At 60.4% G+C, this 18,573-nt stretch carries 18 protein-coding genes and 1 tRNA gene; 10 read left to right on the top strand and 9 right to left on the bottom strand.

What is annotated here, in order from left to right:
• Positions 1-60 precede the first annotated feature (60 nt).
• The 8 genes from PI93_RS19425 to PI93_RS19390 all read left to right on the top strand — a co-directional run bounded on the left by PI93_RS19425 (position 61) and on the right by PI93_RS19390 (position 9,117).
• Positions 61-594 carry a SycD/LcrH family type III secretion system chaperone gene (locus tag PI93_RS19425; protein WP_328803333.1) on the top strand — a complete coding sequence of 178 codons (534 nt, stop codon included), beginning with the start codon at positions 61-63 and terminating at the stop codon, positions 592-594.
• Between the two features lie 24 nt (positions 595-618).
• A complete protein-coding gene (gene sctE, locus PI93_RS19420) occupies positions 619-2,001 on the top strand; it encodes a type III secretion system translocon subunit SctE (protein WP_158453304.1) in 1,383 nt (460 codons plus the stop codon).
• A gap of 40 nt (positions 2,002-2,041) precedes the next feature.
• Entirely contained in the window at positions 2,042-2,899 is an 858-nt protein-coding gene (locus PI93_RS19415; RefSeq protein ID WP_039369392.1) for a hypothetical protein, read from the top strand.
• 326 nt (positions 2,900-3,225) lie between these two features.
• Positions 3,226-6,621 carry a hypothetical protein gene (locus PI93_RS19410; RefSeq protein ID WP_144400476.1) on the top strand — a complete coding sequence of 1,132 codons (3,396 nt, stop codon included), beginning with the start codon at positions 3,226-3,228 and terminating at the stop codon, positions 6,619-6,621.
• An 80-nt stretch (positions 6,622-6,701) separates the two neighbouring features.
• Positions 6,702-6,926, top strand: coding sequence for an acyl carrier protein (locus tag PI93_RS19405; protein WP_159372143.1), 225 nt, complete (start codon positions 6,702-6,704; stop codon positions 6,924-6,926).
• 2 nt (positions 6,927-6,928) lie between these two features.
• Entirely contained in the window at positions 6,929-7,519 is a 591-nt protein-coding gene (locus PI93_RS19400; protein WP_201278403.1) for a lytic transglycosylase domain-containing protein, read from the top strand.
• Positions 7,520-8,165: 646 nt separating this feature from the next.
• Positions 8,166-8,387, top strand: coding sequence for a tautomerase family protein (locus tag PI93_RS19395; RefSeq protein ID WP_039369385.1), 222 nt, complete (start codon positions 8,166-8,168; stop codon positions 8,385-8,387).
• Positions 8,388-8,610: 223 nt separating this feature from the next.
• A complete protein-coding gene (locus PI93_RS19390; RefSeq protein WP_039369383.1) occupies positions 8,611-9,117 on the top strand; it encodes a hypothetical protein in 507 nt (168 codons plus the stop codon).
• A 107-nt stretch (positions 9,118-9,224) separates the two neighbouring features.
• Here PI93_RS19390 and PI93_RS19385 read toward each other — a convergent pair.
• The 9 genes from PI93_RS19385 to ybgC all read right to left on the bottom strand — a co-directional run bounded on the left by PI93_RS19385 (position 9,225) and on the right by ybgC (position 16,231).
• Positions 9,225-9,300 (bottom strand) — tRNA-Lys (locus PI93_RS19385).
• Between the two features lie 106 nt (positions 9,301-9,406).
• Positions 9,407-10,522, bottom strand: a complete 1,116-nt coding sequence (locus tag PI93_RS19380; protein ID WP_039369380.1) for a YeeE/YedE family protein — start codon at positions 10,520-10,522, stop codon at positions 9,407-9,409.
• Between the two features lie 331 nt (positions 10,523-10,853).
• Complete coding sequence (gene ybgF, locus PI93_RS19375; RefSeq protein WP_236105787.1) at positions 10,854-11,558, bottom strand: tol-pal system protein YbgF; 705 nt, start codon at positions 11,556-11,558, stop codon at positions 10,854-10,856.
• Between the two features lie 49 nt (positions 11,559-11,607).
• Positions 11,608-12,108, bottom strand: coding sequence for an OmpA family protein (locus PI93_RS19370; RefSeq protein ID WP_039369374.1), 501 nt, complete (start codon positions 12,106-12,108; stop codon positions 11,608-11,610).
• Positions 12,109-12,138: 30 nt separating this feature from the next.
• Complete coding sequence (gene tolB / locus PI93_RS19365; RefSeq protein ID WP_039369372.1) at positions 12,139-13,431, bottom strand: Tol-Pal system beta propeller repeat protein TolB; 1,293 nt, start codon at positions 13,429-13,431, stop codon at positions 12,139-12,141.
• 101 nt (positions 13,432-13,532) lie between these two features.
• Positions 13,533-14,582 (bottom strand): cell envelope integrity protein TolA, encoded by a 1,050-nt coding sequence (tolA, locus tag PI93_RS19360; protein ID WP_039369370.1) that lies wholly within the window; start codon positions 14,580-14,582, stop codon positions 13,533-13,535.
• Positions 14,579-15,013, bottom strand: a complete 435-nt coding sequence (tolR, locus tag PI93_RS19355) for a protein TolR (protein ID WP_023873635.1) — start codon at positions 15,011-15,013, stop codon at positions 14,579-14,581. The genes tolA and tolR overlap by 4 nt, the downstream gene beginning before the upstream one ends.
• A gap of 21 nt (positions 15,014-15,034) precedes the next feature.
• Complete coding sequence (tolQ, locus tag PI93_RS19350) at positions 15,035-15,709, bottom strand: protein TolQ (protein WP_039369362.1); 675 nt, start codon at positions 15,707-15,709, stop codon at positions 15,035-15,037.
• Between the two features lie 39 nt (positions 15,710-15,748).
• On the bottom strand, positions 15,749-16,231 hold the full coding sequence (gene ybgC / locus PI93_RS19345) for a tol-pal system-associated acyl-CoA thioesterase (RefSeq protein WP_080759135.1): 483 nt from the start codon (positions 16,229-16,231) through the stop codon (positions 15,749-15,751).
• 351 nt (positions 16,232-16,582) lie between these two features.
• On the opposite strand from ybgC, the gene PI93_RS19340 reads away from it, so the two are divergent.
• Positions 16,583-17,431: an NAD(P)-dependent oxidoreductase gene (locus tag PI93_RS19340; protein WP_039369358.1), complete on the top strand. Its 849-nt coding sequence runs from the start codon at positions 16,583-16,585 to the stop codon at positions 17,429-17,431.
• Positions 17,432-17,731: 300 nt separating this feature from the next.
• Positions 17,732-18,490, top strand: a complete 759-nt coding sequence (locus PI93_RS19335; RefSeq protein ID WP_039369355.1) for an IclR family transcriptional regulator — start codon at positions 17,732-17,734, stop codon at positions 18,488-18,490.
• The last annotated feature ends 83 nt before the right edge of the window (positions 18,491-18,573 follow it).

Below are 18,573 nucleotides of genomic sequence, written 5' to 3'. Positions count from 1 at the left end.
TTACAACTTAAATGGCGCGCGAACAGGTATCGTGCGCATCTGAGCAAGGATGGTTTCAGTATGAGTCAATCAGAGTCAATGGGTAATCAGCCAAGTGCCGTTGAAGCGCTTCCCGCGATGAGTGAGGAGCAGCTTGAGGAATTGTTTGATCGTGTTCTCGAGGGCGTTCAGGAAGGTGCGACTTTCAAGGATATGTATGGCATCTCAAGTGACACGATGGAGGCGATCTATGCCCATGCATACGATTTCTACCAGCAGGGGCGCTTGGACGAAGCCGAGTCGTTGTTTCGCCTTCTATGCATTTATGACTTTCACAACGCGGATTACGCGCTTGGGTTGGGGGCGGTTTTTCAACTGAAAAAACGCTACGAGAAGGCGCTGGACGTTTATGCCATGGCATATACGATCGGCGGAGGTAACGATGAGCGAGCCATGTTTTACGCCGGGGAGTGCAATTTGCTATTGCGCCGACTAGGCAAGGCCAGACGCTGTTTTGAGACCGTACTTGAAGATGCTGGCGATTCGCGTTTCGCGGCCAAGGCGCAGGCCTATTTGGATGCGATGGCGGGGGGCGCTGGCAGTAAGTCGGATTGATGGAATAACGGGAGCAAAGAAATCGTGGCAGAGCTACGTGTGGGGCGTCTTGGTAGTGCGGTGGTGCAGGGCAACCTGAATGCCGGCCAAAGTCGGGAGGTTGGAGGCAAGGGGGGCATCAGCCAGACTCGCAAGCTACCGCTGGGTGATGTGGTGGCGGAGTTGCAAGCTCGTCGCAATGCTAGTCCGGCAGGACTGGCGGGGCTTGCCCTGCCAAATGAGCAGCCCGAGCTAACCCCCCCGACGTCGGAGGCGCTGGCGCGAGCCGTGTCTGAGGAAGACGAAGGCCCAGGGGCGCCGCGCGGCCCAGGCAAATCGGATGAAGGCGCCTCGCTTGGCGAGAAGGAGGATGGCTTCGATCCGAAAACGCTGAGAGGCGCCATACGCCTGCGTTTTCTGATTGATCAGCTCCAGGAGAAGGTGGACGAGAACACCGAATCGCAGCTTGTTTCAACGTTGGAGCGATTCAAGGAGCAAAACAAGGCACAGCGCGCGTTTCACGCAAAGAAGTCGGCAGAGATCCAGGAGAAAGAGGCCGCCGCGCGCAAGGCGCAGGAAGTGATGGGGTGTCTCGGCAAAATCGTCGGTGGAATTATTGCGGGTATCGCGATCGGATCTTCCTTGATCACGGGCGGCTCGAGCCTGGTGCTGGCGGGCATCGGGCTTGGTCTCATGGCGGCCGATGAGGTGGCGGAGAAGCTCACCGGCGAGTCATTGACGGGGCGACTTCTCAGCCCATTGATTGAAAAAGTCTTCACGCCAATGGCTCAGATGATTGGCAACGCTATTGCCGATGTGCTGAAAAAACTCGATGTTGACGCAGACGTCGCGGACACCATTGGCGCTGTCGCCGGCGCTGTGGCGGCCGCTGTCGCGGTCATTGCTGCGGCTGTCGCCGCGAAAGCGCTGCCAATCGGGAAAGCGATGCAGGCGGTGACTCGACCGCTCATGAGATCGATCTCCAAGATGATGCCGAAATTGATTTCCGGGGTCACCAGCAAGTTGAGTAGCGCGTTCGCAAGCGGCATGGGCAAAGTGAGTATCGCCGTCTCGCGAACGGTGACGAAACTGAGCGGGAAGGTGGGGATTACCAACGCGCAGGTGGTGGGTTTGCAGGGCACGCGAGTCGCGATCGTTGCCGAGGCCCTGGATGCCAGCGCCAAAGCGGGTGTTACCGGCTGGGTGGGGGTAACGAATAACCAAGTCGCTCAGGCGAACGCCGAAATTACTGAAATGCTCGCAGATAAGGAGGTGCTGCAAACGTATGTTCAAACCGCGGTCGATTCCTGGCGGCAGAGCGCAACGTGGCTGGAAGGTCTCGGGCATCGTGCCACGAACGCGGTAGAAGATGAGCAGGATGTCCAACGGCACATTCTTGCGCGTACCCGCACCATGGTAAAGGCCTGATCGCCGAATTTTTAACCTGACAGTTTTTATCGAGATAGACATGTCGATCATTACGCAAAACACAAGCGCCTCATTGGCAACCGTTGGCATTTCCTCGGTCGCACCGAGCAACATTGAAGAAAAAAAGGCTGCGCCACTTCGTGGTGCTGCCGAAGTGGCTCGGCTCGACGGCGGTGAGGCGAAAACTCGCGGTATGCCCGAGTTGCGTGAGCCTCGTGTGGGGAATTCGCCGCGCTCGACTGACGCTCGCCTTGCAGACATCCTCGGGATGTTGATGAGCGCGAACCTCACCCTCTCCCGGCAAAGTATCGAGACCATTGGTTCGAACTCGAAGATGGAGTTGGACCTCGCGGCGAGTAATGCCAACGCTCAACGTAGCGCCGGTCGTGCCGAGATGTTCGGCGCGTTCACACAGGCGGGCGTCATGGTAGGCGGTGCGGGAGTCTCGGCCCAGAGAGCCATGAAGGGCTCGAATCTCCAGCTCAATGCGACACGGACGGACTTGCCGAAGGCCAACGAAGCCAAGTTGTTTGCTTCCTCGCCCAACTACAGCGCTAGCGCGCGAGCGAATTTCTCGGACCTTCGCGAAGCTTCCATGCGTACCTACCAGGAGAAGACCTTCAAGGCCTCGAAGATGCAGACGCAATCCGAAGCGATCAAGGTCGTCGGTGGCGCCGCCACCAAGGTCGCGGAAGGAAGTCAGAACGCGGCGGTTAGCGGGCATCGTGCGAATCAGGCCGTCGTGGCGGGTGAAGCATCGGTGGCGAACCGTACGACGGACGCGTCCTTCAAGGCTCGCGCTTCGATCGACGATTTCCAGAACAGCATTCGAGCCTTGCGAGATTCGGTGGCGCAGTCCAAAGACAACGCGGCGGCGCATATCGCTAGATCGGCCTAAGCCGCGCGCGCATCGCCAGTCCCCTCTAGCCACTTGCTGTAAGCGATTTTGTAGTTTTCCCTTTTGAACATAGTATGCCCACTAACATCGTTGGAAACTTAGGACGCGTATTTCAAACGCTGATTCCGCATCACCCGTCACCCAAGGCAGGGAGTTCTGCTGCAGCGCCGAGCAGTGCCGGATGGGCCCGGGCGATGACCAGCGGCTCAAGGGGAGGGGCAAGTGGCTCGAGCGTCGCTCGTCGGAGTCTGGCGAGCGCGCGGCCGGGGGCTGCTTCGGATCCGGCTTCCGCCGCTTCGATGCGCCCCGCATTAATGGCGGCTGCGTTGACCCACGATTCGGGGGACAACAACCAGTATGCGTTTCCGCATAGCACAACTGGGTGCGAGGACAGCAATGTCAAGCAGCTTGACCAGGAAATGGACGTCTCCCGAGCGATGCTCGAGGCGATTGCCCATGCTGCGGCGAGAGGGGCGGATCCGGAAGCTACGCTCAAGAGCGTCGACGAACTGCGCGGCAAGCTACTGAATGAGTTGGGTGGTATTCGGGAACGGCTTGTGAAAGAGCTTGTGAAAGAGCTGAAGAAGGGTAAGAAGCTGCCTGAAAATTATCTTCACGCATCGTCCAAGCAGACACCTCCCAAGGTCTATAAGGACTACCACAAATTCTCCAAGGAATTCGCGGGCGAGCTATTTGGTCTTCTCAATAAGGTCATGGGTGGCGGCGCGGGCAATGGCATACCGAAAGGCGAGATGTGTCAGAAGTTGTTCGGCATGGTGGTGGATGACGTTGTCGCTCCGGCGACTGCCAAGGTGGTAGGTGTTCAGCCGGACAAGGCAGCGGCATACATCGACCCGAACCTTTATATCCGATACCAGAGCGCATGTGCGAATCTCGGCGCGGAAACGCTGAATAGTCCGCTCAGAGTACTCGTCAACAACATCGCTCCGGCATTCGAACTCTTCACGCAGCCGAGCGACGAGCCTCAACTTAATGCCGAGGGAGATGCTGCGCCGCCTTGGGGCGCCGGCCCGGTTGGATGGGACGGTGTACCGGGGGGATCGGGGGGATCGGGCGTACCCGGCGGGCCGGCGGGCGTGCCACGCCGTGGAGGACCGGAAGGTGGTGCCGGCCCCGAAGGTGCTCGGCCCCATGCCGAGGGTGTGGGTGAGGATGGGGTGGATGGCACACCTCGATCCGCAGGGCAACGGGCACCTGCAGACTCGCCTGCGGGAGGTGCTGGAACAAACGGCGCGCCGGTTATCATCAACATTAACTATGATTACTCGCAGCACTGCACGGATAACTCTCAGCACACCACGACTAACTTTAATTCGGCGGAGACAACGGAGACAACGGCGACTGCGCAGCGTGGTGCAGCACCCGATTCGGCCGGTGTAGGGACTCCCGCAGAGGGGCGTCATACCCCGGAGACTGCTTCGGAAGGGGCTTCGACGCTCACGCGAGAGCGCGGCGGCGCCATGTCACATGGCAAGCCCGACAGCGTGCGCGCTGATGCCACTGAGGGCGCTCCCGCAGCCGCTAGTGTTAGACGGGGTTTTACCCTCTCGCAGTACAAGGAATCGCCGAAGCTTCCGGTAAATTACACCAACGAAGATAAGCAGAAGTTCTTAGCGCAGCAACGGCAGTCCACATCTTCAGAGAAGCTCGCCGCTCACGACGCCTCGGCGGTTCAGGAGCCGTTGACGCCCCGGCGTACCGCCTCTCTAAATGGCCTCGGTAGGGCTGGGACGGCTGTGCGCGATGATGGCACGCGCGCGTCGTTAGGCCGTCGCAGCCTTAGGGTCGGGGAGGGCGAGTTGGCGACTCGTATGCCCATTAGGGCTCGAGATCGCACGACCACGGAACGTGCTCCTGATGAGGTTGACTTTGGTGGTTTCGCGCCAGCTAAAACACGTGTGACTAAGGGTGCTCTGGAACAGGCATTGCAAAATGCATGGGCCACTTACGACGCTCAGAAAGGCAATGCTGACAGCGCTTCCGCTGCCAAGGAGCCGCCGACGTCTCCACGTATTTCTACTAACACTGCCCCTCCCATATCGGCGTCGGTGGCGGCGGAAAGTGCGGTGCCGTCCGTTGCGGTTGAGGGCGGTTCCGGTAGCGCGGTCTCTGCACGCGGCGAGGACGTCGTTGAAACACCGATGCCTAAGGGCACCGAGAGCCGCATTGGTGACGGTAATGGAGGCGAGGGCAAGGCCGACGGCGCTGCTTCCAACGCCCGGACTGTTGTGAAACAGCAGACGTTGCTGAATAGCACTGCTAATAATTCGGGTACGACCCCATCGATCGTGAACCGCGGTGCGGAGTCATCCGGCGAGGTTGCGGGTGGTGCCCGTAGCACGGTTTCTTCACGCGGCGTGGACGTCGTTGAAACACCCATGGCTAAGGGCGCCGAGAGCCGCATTGGTGACGGTAATGGAGGCGAGCGCAAGGCCGACGGCGCTGCTTCCAATGCTCAGACCGTTGCGAAACAGCAGACATCTCTGAATAGCGCCGCTAACAACAATGCTGGTACGACCACATCGATTGTGAACCGCGGCGCAGAGCCCTCCGGTGAGGCTGCGGGTGGTGCCGGTAGCACGGCTTCTACACGCGGCGTGGACGTCGTTGAAACACCGATGCGTAAGGGCACCGAGAGCCGCATTGGTGACGGTAATGAGGGCAAGGCCGATGACGCTGCTTCCAACGCTCGGACCGTTGTGAAACAGCAGACGTCGCTGAATACCACCGTTAACAATAATGTCGATACGGTCACTTCGACTGCGAGCCGTCGTGCGGAGCAATCTCAGACGGGCGCAGTCGCTTCGGGCCGCGGGCATCCTCTCTTGCTCTGGTCGCTTGGGGAGCCAGGAACTGAAACCGAAGAGTACAAAGGTGTTGTCCGGGATGCCATGCGGGAAAGCGCGACGAAGGGGGGCTATCAATCCTCGCGCGACGCAACGTCCACTGATGTCACTAAGACATCTGTGCAACTGGGCGTAACGAAGGCGGCTCAGCACGTGAATGCTGTGGGAGCGTCATCGCTGGAAGGCGAGGATGAGGTGGATCGACCCATGTCTTCAGTCTCGCAGGTACGGGGGAGAGAGAGTCACGACCTCCTCAAGACTACGTCTACGGTCAGTCGTGAACGTGAGGTGCGCCTGGAGGGCCAGGCAGGTAATTCGACACGGCCGCCGCACGGTATTCGCGAACGCAGGGAGCATACGGGATTCGCTTCTGCTCAAACGCTGATCAGCAAGGAGACGGCACAGTCTCGTCGCGTGAGCGAGAGCGCCTCGTCGGTGCGTGTGAATGGGGCTGAGGGCGATACTCCCAAGCGTGGATTGGCGATCAGAGAAAATCTGCGCCTGTCGTCCCAATCCACGACCTGGTCGCGTGGTTCTGCGACGGGGGCTACGAAGGTGAGCGAGGGCACCAAAACGGGTCTCTCACGAGGGGATGACCTGGCGCGCCAGATTCGCATGATGTCGAAGTCTCCGAACGCCGCAGAGCTCAAGGAACTTAAGGTCAAGGACGATGAATGGCAGTACGCAGGCAAGCGCTATAACGTCGATCCTTCATCAACGGTGATGACAACGCGACCCGGTTCGCATTGGGACGCGTTTTCATCGAACATTCGGCCGGGCGATATGAAGCCCAGCGCAACCAACGAGGTTTCCGAGACGGAGCGGCCTCAGGATAAAGGCACGACTCGGACATGATGGAGGTAAGGGAAGTAGGGCAATGTTCGTCGGAGGGCGAAGCCGTAGCGTGGCAGCACGTCTGTGAACAGGTGAGCGAATTGCTGATCATCCATTTTGGATTGATCGATAAGCAGGTGACGTTTGCTACGAGACTGGACGAGGACCTCGCACTCGATTCTCTCGATTTGGTGGAGTTTGGAATGGTCCTGCGGGACCAATTCCAGGTGGATCTGAGTATCGAGATGCTACGGCTGCCATACACCGTGGGCGATATGGCGAGCCTGGTGGCCGCCGCATTGGCTGAGCTGCGGGAAAAGGGCTGACCATGGTCTCTCGTTTCTGGGCGAGCCTGTTGGCGATGGCGCTGCTGGGGACTGCTGAGGCAGTTCTGGCAGCGCCGAAAGCAACGGCAGGTAGTGAGCTGCCGCTGCAATGTTTCGTCGCCGCCGGACAGCGTTATCGCGTAGACCCGATGCTGTTGTATGCGATCGCCGAGGTTGAGTCGAACCTCATTCCGTCTGCCACAAATCGAAATCGAAATGGAAGCGTCGACTACGGCCTGATGCAGGTCAATAGCCTGCATCTGCCAAAGTTGAAGTCCATTGGCATTGACGAGCGTCGATTGTTGGATGACCCGTGTGTGTCCGTGCATGCTGGCGCTTCCATTCTGGCCGAAATGATTGCTCGTTACGGGTACACGTGGGCGGCCGTCGGTGCGTACAACGCTGGGGGGAGTGCGGCGCGGGGCGTGGCGCGACACCAGTATGCAACGAAGGTTTGGCAGCGCTATTCCGCAATGGTCTCGACCCGGGAGCGCGCAATGGCGAGGGGCCGGGGGGTGAATGAGGCCGCCGGTCGGCGTCACAAGAAGTTAAACACGATCGTGTTGCAGAACGGCTCCGAGGAACCTACGTAGTTGAATTTTGCGTCGTTGCCATTTGACGTGGGTGCGTTTGCCTCGTGAGTTCAGGTAAGCCGTTGCATGACATACCTTGCAATTCTCAGCTTCGAATCTAGCTAGTGCCGGACCAACCTTGGGAGGGACGTTTAGTGAACTCGGAATGGGCATCAATAAATGGTGTCAACGGACCGCTTCGGCCGACTGTTGACACGTCGCAACGGCCCCAACTGACCCCTGCGCGCGGTGCAATCGGTGCCGCTACGTCGGTCACCGCGGCGAGGCGACGACTCAGTAGCGGTAGTTCTAGTACTGGAAGTTTCGGTGCCAGATTCGATCCCTATGCGAGAAGTTTCGTCTGCGAAGTTGTCAACCCTGCGCGTTTGGCTACCCCGCGCTTTGTTGGAATGGATATGCTCGCATACCATGTGCCAGCGATGCGATCGGATTTGATGAGTGTGAGAATGGCTAAAGAAGAAAGAGAGATTGGCCAGCGCTGTTGTACGTTGCTTTAGGTGGCTCGCGAGCCGGTCAAATGTCTCGGCGATTTGAGGGCTTTCCGCAGTTCATTGTGGTGTTTGCGTAGCTACGTTCTTCTACGTGTGGCGCATTGTCGTGGTTTGCGCGTCTCACACGTAAAACTGACGTTCTCAATGGAGGAAAAATGCCGGTTGTTAATCTGAAGCTTCTGAAGGGCGCATTCTCGCAAGAGAATACACAGAAAATGATGGATGGCATTACCGATGCCGTCGCGGCTGTGGCGGGCGAGTACATTCGACGCCACACCATCGTGATCGTCGACGAGGTTGAGGACGGACTGTACTCGTCGGGTGGTCACAAAGTTACGCTCAAGAGCATCGAGATGATGCGGAATCAGTCCAAATAATCCCTGCGCCGTGGAGCGCGATGCGCGCCGCTCCACGGTGCGGCTATCTCCCGCTATCTCATTTCTTTTGTTTTTTATGAATTCGCCGTGATCTGTCATCTGGGCGACAAGGCGATTTCGTAGGCAAGAAAATAGAAACCTCGCCTCGTCGCCTCAAATCGGAAATGGGATATCGATCTTAACCGTGCCCTCAGGGGGGGGCGATACACACGGAGATTTGGGGGTGAGAAAGGAAGAGTTCGTTGCCCGAGTTGAGCGGAATCAGCAGGAGTTGGAAAGCGGGCGGAAGCGAGCGCTTTCGGACATCGATTGTTTTCGGAAGCGTGTACACGCGTTGGCGGAAACGATCCAAACTTGGCTCGAGGGAGTGCCTGGAGTGACCGTGTCCGTTGAGCGCAGCTATGTGCTCGACTCGCCAATCGTGAGCGATCACGGTCGCAATCGTTTCGAAGCTGAGAGAATCACAATTTGCTATGAGGGGCGGTCTTTACGCTTCCAGCCTAAAGCACTGAACATCCTCGGTGCGAAATGCCAGTTGGAGCTTCAGTATCACGGCGTCGCAAACGTCAAGGATTACCGGCTGTATATGGATGATCCTTCTGCGCCCGAAGGGGCGTGGGCGTTTACCATTCCGGCATCTACCGTCGAGATGGTTGGCCGACGTGCGGGGCTCCAAAGGGTTCTGGACGAGAGGGAATTTTTTTCTTTGCTCGCCCCTCTTGTCAGTTGACCCAGTCTTTCTCTTACCTCATCCCAGACGGTAGCTAAGGGGTAACAACGCCAAAACCACGTGGCAAATAAAAAGGGGTTAGCCGAAGCTAACCCCTTGAATTCGTTTGGTAGGCCGTGCGGGATTCGAACCTGCGACCAACGGATTAAAAGTCCGCTGCTCTACCAGCTGAGCTAACGACCCAACGAAGAAAAAGATTATAGCGTTGCTGCCGTTGTGGTGTCAATACTTGTGTGACGCGGATATGTCCGATTCGCGGGCATTTTCCGCATACGCGCGCGAATTACCGTCAAACGCTGCGCTCAATGCGCCACATCTGATACTTGAATGCGCAGATGCCGCCCACGAGAATGGCCGCGATGGCAAGGAACGATCCGAGCGCGAGCGTCGATACGCCCGACAAGCCCTGGCCTACGGTGCAGCCCAACGCAGTCACGCCGCCGAAGCCCATCAGCACGCCACCCACCATGTGGTTCGCCGTGTCTTCCGTGCCCTGAAAACCTTCCCAGCGGAAGTTGCGCGAGACCAGCGCGTAGGCGAACGAGCCGGCGATGACGCCCAGCACACTGGAAATGCCCAGCGTAATGACGTTGCTCGTGTCGCTCCACATCATCAGCCAGTACAACGTGTACGCCAGCGGCGAGACGAACGACAGGGCTTCCATCTTCCCGGAGTTCGTGGCGACGAAGCTTTCCTCAAGCGTATTCGGATTCTCGGCAACGTAACCGACCTTGCCCGAGACATACCAGAGTGCCACGATGATCGCGCCCACGATCAGACCACCCAGCAGGTTGTCGAACGTCCAGAATTCGCGTCGCGCCAGCGCGGCAATCACGAATGCACCACCGATCACCAGCCCGAGAATGAGCTGCGCACGATGGATGTCGCCGCCGAACAGACCGCCCAGCAACGTCGGCAAATCCTGCGACGTCGCGAACGTCGTCTGCACACTGTCGAGGGCCGTGACGCGCAATACCGCAAACAGGCCTTTGAGCGTCATGTACGCCGACAAGCCGATCATCGTGAACACCAGCAGCGACTTGAGATTGCCACCACCGATGCGCACCAGTGTCTTGCTGCCGCATCCGGATGCCAGCACCATGCCGAAGCCGAAAAACCATCCGCCAACGATGTACGACAGCCAGGTGAATCGCGGCGTCGTGTAAATTGCCTTGACCGGATCGATAACGCCCTGCGACGCGAGAATGCCGGTGCCGATGGTCGCCACGCCGATGGCGAGCCACCACATGCGCATGCGATTCCAGTCACCGATGTTCACGATGTCGGAGAGGGCGCCCATCGTGCAGAAGTGCGTGCGTTGGAGCACAGCACCGAACACGAAGGCCAGACCAAAGGTGAGCCACACGACAGTGTGGGAGAGGGCAGTGAGATCGACGTCGGTCATGAGGCAAGAAGACGATAGCGGCCGTGCCCGGCCGTTCGATACATTGTCGCGAGCCACAGGGTGTGGCCGGCATTGTGGTTATCAGACGCGTTGCGCAGGATGTGCGCGAACCCGTCGCGGGTGCGGTCGTCATGTGGGCTGCACCGGAACCGGGTTCGCCCACATCCCCTGAGACGCCGCGCCTCGGGCGCTTGGAAAGTCCGTATTCTACTTGAGGTCGCCCCCGGCGCTCGCAAACCCCGGAAACGACAACGCCGCCCAAAGGCGGCGTTGTGCGCTTGACGAGTTCCTCACACGGAAGGCTGGTTCGCGCAGCCTCCCGAGGAGCGTGTTACTTCAGCTTGGCCGCACGCTTTTTGGCCTCCGCTGCCGATTCGCTGTCCGGGTACTTGGCCATCAAATCCTGCAACGTCTTTTTCGCTGCGGTAACCTGCCCAGACTCTGCCTGGTTGCTGGCAATCGCCAGCATGGCCTCGGCAGCCTTCGGGCTCGTCGGGTACTTCGTCACGATCCCCTGCAGCGTCGCAGTCGAACCCTTCAGATCCTTGTTGGCATACTGCGCATTGCCAAGCCAGAACTGCGCTTCGGGTTGATACGGGCTGCCGGGATACTTGGCCGAGAAGGTCCGGAAATCCGTTTGCGCACCCTTGTAGTCACCATTGCGGAATTTCGTCAGCGCGGCGTCAAAGACATCTTTCTCGCCCGGTTGGACGGTGCCTGTCACGCCGCCGACGGTCATCTGCTGCGGTTCGAATTTCTTCAGACGGCCATCAAGGTCGTTGTAGAAATCCTTTTGACTCTGTTGCAGGTTCGCAAGCTGGTTTTTCAGATCTTCGTTCTGACCGCGCTGGTCGGCCAGATCACGTTGCAACTGCTGGATCTGGTTGTTCAAATCCAGCACGTTGCGCGTGAGCCCCTCGATCCGCTGCTTGTCTGAATCCAGACGGCTGCGGATATCGAGGATCGCTTTGCGCGCCTCGTCGTCGTCGAACAATCCGGCATGCGCGAGCGGGCTCAGCACCGCAGTGCCGAGCATCGCTACGCAAATCATGTTTTTAAGCAAACGAGACGTCATGACGATTCAATCAATAAGCCAGATCGGCGCGACGGTCTTGTGCCCAACCCGCTTCGTCGGTACCGGTTGCCTTTTCCTTGCCCAGCGAAACGGCTTCCATCTGGCTGGTGTTGGCGCCCAGCGCCGACATGGCCTTCACCACGGCTTCAGCACGCTTCTGACCCAGGGCCAGGTTGTACTCGCTCGTGCCACGCGGGTCGGTGTTGCCCTGAACCAGCACGCGACGCTGCGAGTACTTGTTCAGGAAGGCGGCGTGCGCCTGGAGCAGCGGGGTGTACTGAGCGTCGACGTTGTACTGGTCGAAGCCGAAGTACACGCTGCGCTTGGCGAGCGGGCCGTTCGGGTTGTTCAGTTCGTCAGCCGATGCGTCGACGGGGGCGACAGCGCGGGCGTCGGTCGTGGTCTGACCCTTGTTGGCGTTAGCCTGGTCGTCGAGTTTCACGCCCGACGAGCAAGCGGCCAGTGCGGCCAGCGAAGAGATGGCGAGGATGTTACGAAGCAGGGAACTCATATGAGCCTCCGATTGATGTTGCTGTTGATGTTATTGCATAAAAGGGCCCCAGGAGGGTTCGCGAACTTCCCCTCCTCGAACCTGAAGAATCTGCCGGGTTTGCCCGTCCACCGAGACTGCCGCGAGAACCTTGCGGCCTCCCGACTGCGTTGCATAAAGAATGTACTTGCCGTTGGCAGCAAAACTCGGTGACTCGTCGTGGCTGGTGTCGGTCAGAGCCGTAACATCGCCAGTACTCATATCCTGCACGCACAGCTTGAATCCGCCACCCTGACGTGCGATGAACGCGAGCAACTTGCCGTCGGGACTGATTCGCGGGCTGACGTTGTAACTCCCCTTGAAGGTGACGCGCTGCGCTCCGCCTTCACCTTCGCCCCCGGCCGGCATCTTGTAGATTTGCGGACCACCGCCACGATCGCTCGTGAAGTAGATCCATTTGCCATCCGGGGAATACTGCGGTTCGGTGTCGATCGCGCCGCTGCGCGACAGACGCTTGAGGTTACCGCCATTGGCGTTGACCTGATAAATCTGCGTGTTGCCGTCACGCGAGAGGGCGACGGCGAGCTTGCTGCCGTCCGGCGCCCACGACGGCGCGGAGTTGTTGCCCTTCTCGTTGGCCAGCACGGCACGGCGGCCCGACGGCAGATCGTGGATGTACACGACCGGCTTGCGCTTCTCGAACGATACGTAGGCGACCTTGGTGCCGTCCGGCGACCAGGCCGGCGAGATGATCGGCTCGCGGCTGTTGAGCGCGACGCGCGCGTCCTGACCGTCCGAATCCGAAATCTGCAACTGGTAGTTGCTGCCGCTATGCAGCACGTAAGACAGACGCGTGGCGAAGACACCACGGTCGCCCAACAGCTTCTGATAAATATAGTCGGCGATCTTGTGCGCCGTCAGCCGCAGATTCGCCGCCGACGAGGTGAGCGCCAGGCCGCCGAGCGGTTGCCCGTTCACGGCGTCGTACAGACGGAAGCTGACCTGGAAGTTACCGTTACCTGCCGGCGTGATCGTGCCGGAGACGAATGCATTCGCCCCCTTGGCGCGCCACGTGCCGAGATCGACCGAATCGTCCACGCCAACGGTGGCGCCGCCCGTGTCGATCTGATTGAAGCGTCCGCTGTTGCTCAGGTCCGCCTTGACGACGGACACGATGTCCGTCGGCGCAGTGCCCTTGAAGTTGGACACGGCGATCGGGTAGCGGTTGGTGCCGACGCCGGTGATGTCGACGGTCAGCGGTGTCTGCGCATGGGCGATCGTGCAAGCCGCGGTGAGCCAGGTGGCCACCAGCGCACGCCATGCATATTGACTGGAGATTCGCATGCGTTCGATTGGTCAGTTACGCGGTGCAAGGGCCATTTTTACCACATTCGAATGAAAATGGACTCGCATCGCTCGGTTTTCGTTCCCGATAGACAACAGACTCAGCCTTTTGGACTAAAGCGCAGGTTGACGCTCGGGGGCGCTTTGCCGTTCGTATCGCGCGGCAAGGGGTCGGATTTGGTGATGGCGGCCTGAACGGCGGCGTCCCACGCGGGATTGCCACTCGATTTGACCAGCTGCATCGATAGTACGCTGCCATCCGGAGCGAGGCGTACTGCAACGACAGCCGTGGGATTGCCCTCGGTGTCGCCGCCGTAAGCGATGTTCGGCTTGACCTTGGCACGCACGCGATCGGCATAGCCTGCCGACGCGGTGCCGCCAGCGCCCGAGCCGGTACCGCCGGCCTGCGAGCCCAGCCCGTTGCCGGTCGCGCCGGGTGTGCCTCCGGCCATGCCGCGCAAGGCCGCCAGACGCTCGGCGCGTGCCGCATCGGCAGCCTTCTGCGCCGCAGCTTCCTTCGCTGCCTTGGCCTTGGCCGCCTTGTCTTCCGCAGCCTTCTTCTCAGCGTCCGCCTTCTTCTGCGCGTCGGCCAACTGTTGCTGCTTCTGTTGTTCTGCCTTCTTGGCTTCCTCTTCCTTCTGGTGCTTCAGCTCGTCGGCCTTCTTCTGATCGGCCAGCTTCTGCTGACGCGCCGCTTCGTCGGCCGCTGCCTTCTTGCGCGCCAGATCGGCCGCTGCCTGCTGCTCGGCGAGTTGCTTCTGCTTGAGGGCTTCCTGACGCGCCTTTTCCTGCTGAGCCTCGAGCAGACGCGCCTGTTCGGCGGCTTCCTGCGCCTGCTTGCGCTTTTTCTGCTGAAGGGCGATGTCGGCATCTTCTGCCGGCGGCGTGGGCGCGGCAATGGCGGGCGGCGCCGGTGTCGGCGCAGGCGCTACCACCGGCGGCGTCGGCTCCGCGACTTCGGCGGGCGTCCACAGTTCGGCTTCGGAGCCGGCTGGCGAACTGTTCTGCCAGCGCATGCCGTAGAACAGCAGCGCAAACAGCAGCGCGTGCATGAACAGCGCGAGGAGAAATGCCCGCCCTGTGCCTCGCTCGTCATTGCGCGGGCCGATGGGGCGGTTAGGGCGGTCGGTACGGGCGACAGTGCGACTCATTTCTGCTTGACGAGCAGGCCCACGCGTTTCACGCCCTGAGCCTTGAGATCGGACATCACATTCATGACGATTTCATAGCGCACCGACTTATCGGCGGCAATGACGACCGGCTGATCCGGGTTCGCGGCCTGACGGCCTTGCAGGAAACCGGTCAGATCGCCCCCGCTCATGCGCTGCTCGATGGTGTTCTCACCATCCTTGTAGCGCACCAGCATGCGGTTATCGGCTTCGATGTTGACGACCACCGGCGGCGTCTGCTGCTGCGGACTCGCATTCGCGACGCTCGGCAAATTGACGATCGACGGCGCGACGAGCGGTGCTGCCACCATGAAGATGACGAGCAGCACCAGCATCACGTCGATGTACGGTACGACGTTGATGTCCGCCATGGCGCGACGGCCGCGGCGAGCGTTGCGCATAGAACCTGCCATGTCTCGGCGCTCCCGGAATGCTTAGTGAATCTGCCGTTGCAGGATGTTGGAGAACTCTTCGATGAAGCTTTCGAAGCGGATCGACAGCCGGTCGATGTCGGTGGCGAAGCGGTTATAGGCAACCACGGCAGGGATAGCGGCGAACAGACCGATGGCCGTGGCCACCAGCGCTTCCGCGATACCCGGCGCCACATTGGCGAGCGTGGCTTGTTGCACGTTCGACAGGCCGCGGAATGCGTTCATGATACCCCACACCGTTCCGAACAGACCGATGTACGGACTTACCGAACCGACTGACGCGAGGAACGGCAGATTGGCTTCCAGCGAGTCCATTTCACGTTGATAGCAAGCGCGCATGGCACGGCGTGCGCCGTCCAGAATGGCGTGCGGATCGTTCAGCCCTTTTTCGCTCGCCTTGATGTACTCGCGCATGCCCGACTCGAAGATGCGTTCGAGCGAACCGGTTTGATGGCGGTTGTTCAGCGCGCTTTGATACAGCGCCTGAAGATCGCCGCCAGACCAGAAATCACGCTCGAAGCGCTCGGTTTGAGAGCGAGCACGGCGAATCGCGAAGATCTTGCGGAAGATGTGCGTCCACGAGAGCAGCGAGAGCAGCAGCAGCAAGCCCATCACTGCCTGGGCGAGCACGCTGGCGTGCATGACCAGCGAAATAATAGAAAGATCTTGATCGGGCATGGTGTGGTGGTTGACTGACCGGAATTCTTGTCCTTGGCTTCAGGCGGCTGCCCCACGGGCAGGCTCGCCCGACGTGGCGTTGACCGACTTGGCGGCCGATTGCATGACGAGACGGACTTGCGCTGGGATTTTGCCCGGGCGCAGGGTGTGAGCTGCCACGCAGCCGATTTTGATGCTTCCGCGCGCCAACAGTTCGCCGTGGCCATCGGGGGCCTCGCGCCAGGCTTCCTGTTCGAAGTCGACGGAGGCGCCGCCAATGCGCTCGATGCGGCTTTTAATGGTGAGGAGATCGTCCAGCCGGGCGGGGCTCAGATAGTCGACGGCCGTTGCGCGCACGATGAAAATCATCCCCGTATTGCGGGCCAGTTCGAGTTGCTCGATACCGAGCGAACGGAGCCACTCGGTGCGGGCCCGTTCAAAGAATTTTAAGTAGTTGGCGTAGAAGACGACGCCTCCGGCGTCCGTGTCCTCGTAGTAAACGCGAATTGACCAACTGGTATCAAAATCAGCCATGCCGCGCATTGTATCGGAACCGGGCAGCAACGCCAGTCACGGAAACAGAATTTTTCAAACCCGTGCGATGGCCTGATGTTTACGGATGATTATGTGAGGCGTCGCGGCGCACCAAACTGGGGCGAATTGGCGCGAATGCCCCGTGTGGCGGGGGATTGCGCTGGCGCGCGGGCGTGGCCCGTCTCTATAATGAGGGCTCGCAAGCCCCCCTGAATTTCAGACAGGGCCAAATGTGTGCGCACGCCTGCATCGCGCCCTTTGGCGCCTCTTCTTAGCGAATCAACCTGCGAGGCCCTCGAATTGACTTCCCCCTCATCGCAAGCATCTTCCCTTCGCGTCGCATTTCTCGGTCTGGGCGTGATGGGTTATCCCATGGCCGGTCATCTGCAGCGCGCGGGTCATCAGGTCACGGTCTATAACCGCACGGCTGCCAAGGCGCAGCAATGGGCGAAGGAGTACGGCGGCACCACCGCCACCACGCCGGTCGACGCGGTACGCGACGCCGATATCGTTGCCGCTTGCGTGGGTAACGACGACGACCTGCGCAGCATCGTGCTCGGAGAGCAGGGCGCCTTCGCCGGCATGAAGGCCGACGCCGTCTTCGTCGACCACACGACGGCCTCGGCCGATGTGGCGCGCGAACTCTATGCGGCCGCCCGCGAAAAGGGCCTGCATTTTGTCGACGCGCCGGTGTCGGGCGGTGAAGCCGGCGCCAAGAACGGTGCGCTCACGATCATGTGCGGTGGCGACGCTGCGGCTTTCGAACGCGTGTCGGCAACGCTCGGCGCCTACGGCCGCGCCGTGACCCGCATCGGCGACGCCGGTGCCGGGCAACTGGCCAAGATGGTCAATCAGATCTGCATCGCCGGACTGGTGCAGGGGTTGTCCGAGGCGATCAACTTCGGTCAGCGGGCCGGTCTGGACATGCCGCTCGTGCTGGACGTCATCAACAAGGGCGCTGCGGCAAGCTGGCAAATGGACAACCGTGGTCAGACCATGATCGACGGCAAATTCGACTTCGGATTCGCGGTCGACTGGATGCGCAAGGATCTCGGGCTGTGTCTGGCCGAAGGGCAGCGCAACGGCGTGTCGTTGCCGGTCACGGCGCTCGTCGACCAGTTTTATGGCGACGTGCAGGCGCTTGGCGGTTCGCGCTGGGATACCTCCAGCCTGATTCATCGTCTGCGCGTGCTGTCCGGTAAGGCCTGAAACGTTCAGGCCGGCCCCGCCTTTCGGTGACCGTGAGACGCCCGGCGGCCTGCCGGGCGATGCGTGCGTCTCATCGTCAGGTATCCGATATTTGGAATATCTCCGGGTTTATCTCCAATCGTCAGCCGGTATCGATTGGCACTAGAATGCGGAAAACGGGACGTCGCGGCGCGACGGTACGACAACGCGACGGCTTGGGAGCGAGCTTGCGCGCTGGCGTGCCGACGTTGGGCAGGAGGGAGACCGCCGCGAGCGATAACGATCTAGAACACAACTCGAACCCGAGATCCAGGTACCGACATGAGCAATCAGTCGAACGCTGCGGCCGTCCGCGCATTTCGCATTCTTGAAATTCTCAGTGCCTCCGGCACGCCCATGACGTTGGCGGAGATTGTTGCCGCCATCGGTCTGCCCAAGCAGACCGTGCACCGTATTCTCAAACAACTCGAAGCTGCCTGGCTGGTCACGCGTGAGGCTGGCAGCCGTCATTACGAGCCGTCGTCGCGGGTGCGGGCAATGGCCGTCAATGCGTTGATGCACGTCGGCCCGGCGGCTGCGCGTCATGCCGTCCTTCAGCAATTGGTCGACAAGCTGGGCGAGACCTGCAATCTGTCGATGCTCTCGGGCGACGATCTCGTCTACCTCGACCGCGTGGAGACCGAATGGTCGCGCCAACTCAAGCTGTCTCCCGGATCGCGCGTGCCGCTGCACTGCACGGCGAGCGGCAAATTGCTGCTGGCGTTTCTGCCGCGCGCACGTCGTGAGAAGTTGATTGCCCATTTGCCGTTGCGCCCGCGCGCGGAGAACACCATCACCGATCTGGAAGACCTGCGCGAGGAGTTGGCGGAGACACGCAAACGCCGGGTGGGCACGAATAACGAAGAGCATGTGCCGGGCATGATTGCCGTTGCCGTGCCGGTGATGCTCGACCGTAATCGCGCGTGTGCCGCCATCGCGGTACAGGCGAGCGCGCAGCATTGCACGCTCGAGACGCTCATGACGTTCTTGCCCGACCTCGAGGCCGCGGCCGAGACCATGGCGGCGACGTTCAACGAGTAAGCCGAGCGTCAGGCGCCAATGCGCGGCCGCGCAGCAGAGAATCCCTGGCGCCCGGCCGACCGAATGCGGATTGGGTGACGGCC

Source organism: Pandoraea fibrosis, assembly GCF_000807775.2.
Lineage (GTDB): Bacteria > Pseudomonadota > Gammaproteobacteria > Burkholderiales > Burkholderiaceae > Pandoraea > Pandoraea fibrosis.
Note: the sequence above shows the minus strand (reverse complement) of the source record. Positions and strands in the feature narration are given on the sequence as shown.

Bases quoted from the DNA above. Each gene is read 5' to 3' on its own strand.
- PI93_RS19395 (WP_039369385.1), top strand. From the start codon at position 8,166: ATGCCGGTTGTTAATCTGAAGCTTCTGAAGGGCGCATTCTCGCAAGAG.
- ybgC (WP_080759135.1), bottom strand. From the start codon at position 16,231: ATGCGCGGCATGGCTGATTTTGATACCAGTTGGTCAATTCGCGTTTAC.
- PI93_RS19335 (WP_039369355.1), top strand. From the start codon at position 17,732: ATGAGCAATCAGTCGAACGCTGCGGCCGTCCGCGCATTTCGCATTCTT.
- PI93_RS19340 (WP_039369358.1), top strand. From the start codon at position 16,583: ATGGGTTATCCCATGGCCGGTCATCTGCAGCGCGCGGGTCATCAGGTC.
- tolA (WP_039369370.1), bottom strand. From the start codon at position 14,582: ATGAGTCGCACTGTCGCCCGTACCGACCGCCCTAACCGCCCCATCGGC.
- PI93_RS19425 (WP_328803333.1), top strand. From the start codon at position 61: ATGAGTCAATCAGAGTCAATGGGTAATCAGCCAAGTGCCGTTGAAGCG.
- ybgF (WP_236105787.1), bottom strand. From the start codon at position 11,558: ATGCTCGGCACTGCGGTGCTGAGCCCGCTCGCGCATGCCGGATTGTTC.
- tolQ (WP_039369362.1), bottom strand. From the start codon at position 15,709: ATGCCCGATCAAGATCTTTCTATTATTTCGCTGGTCATGCACGCCAGC.
- tolR (WP_023873635.1), bottom strand. From the start codon at position 15,013: ATGGCAGGTTCTATGCGCAACGCTCGCCGCGGCCGTCGCGCCATGGCG.
- PI93_RS19400 (WP_201278403.1), top strand. From the start codon at position 6,929: ATGGTCTCTCGTTTCTGGGCGAGCCTGTTGGCGATGGCGCTGCTGGGG.
- PI93_RS19380 (WP_039369380.1), bottom strand. From the start codon at position 10,522: ATGACCGACGTCGATCTCACTGCCCTCTCCCACACTGTCGTGTGGCTC.
- PI93_RS19415 (WP_039369392.1), top strand. From the start codon at position 2,042: ATGTCGATCATTACGCAAAACACAAGCGCCTCATTGGCAACCGTTGGC.
- tolB (WP_039369372.1), bottom strand. From the start codon at position 13,431: ATGCGAATCTCCAGTCAATATGCATGGCGTGCGCTGGTGGCCACCTGG.
- PI93_RS19370 (WP_039369374.1), bottom strand. From the start codon at position 12,108: ATGAGTTCCCTGCTTCGTAACATCCTCGCCATCTCTTCGCTGGCCGCA.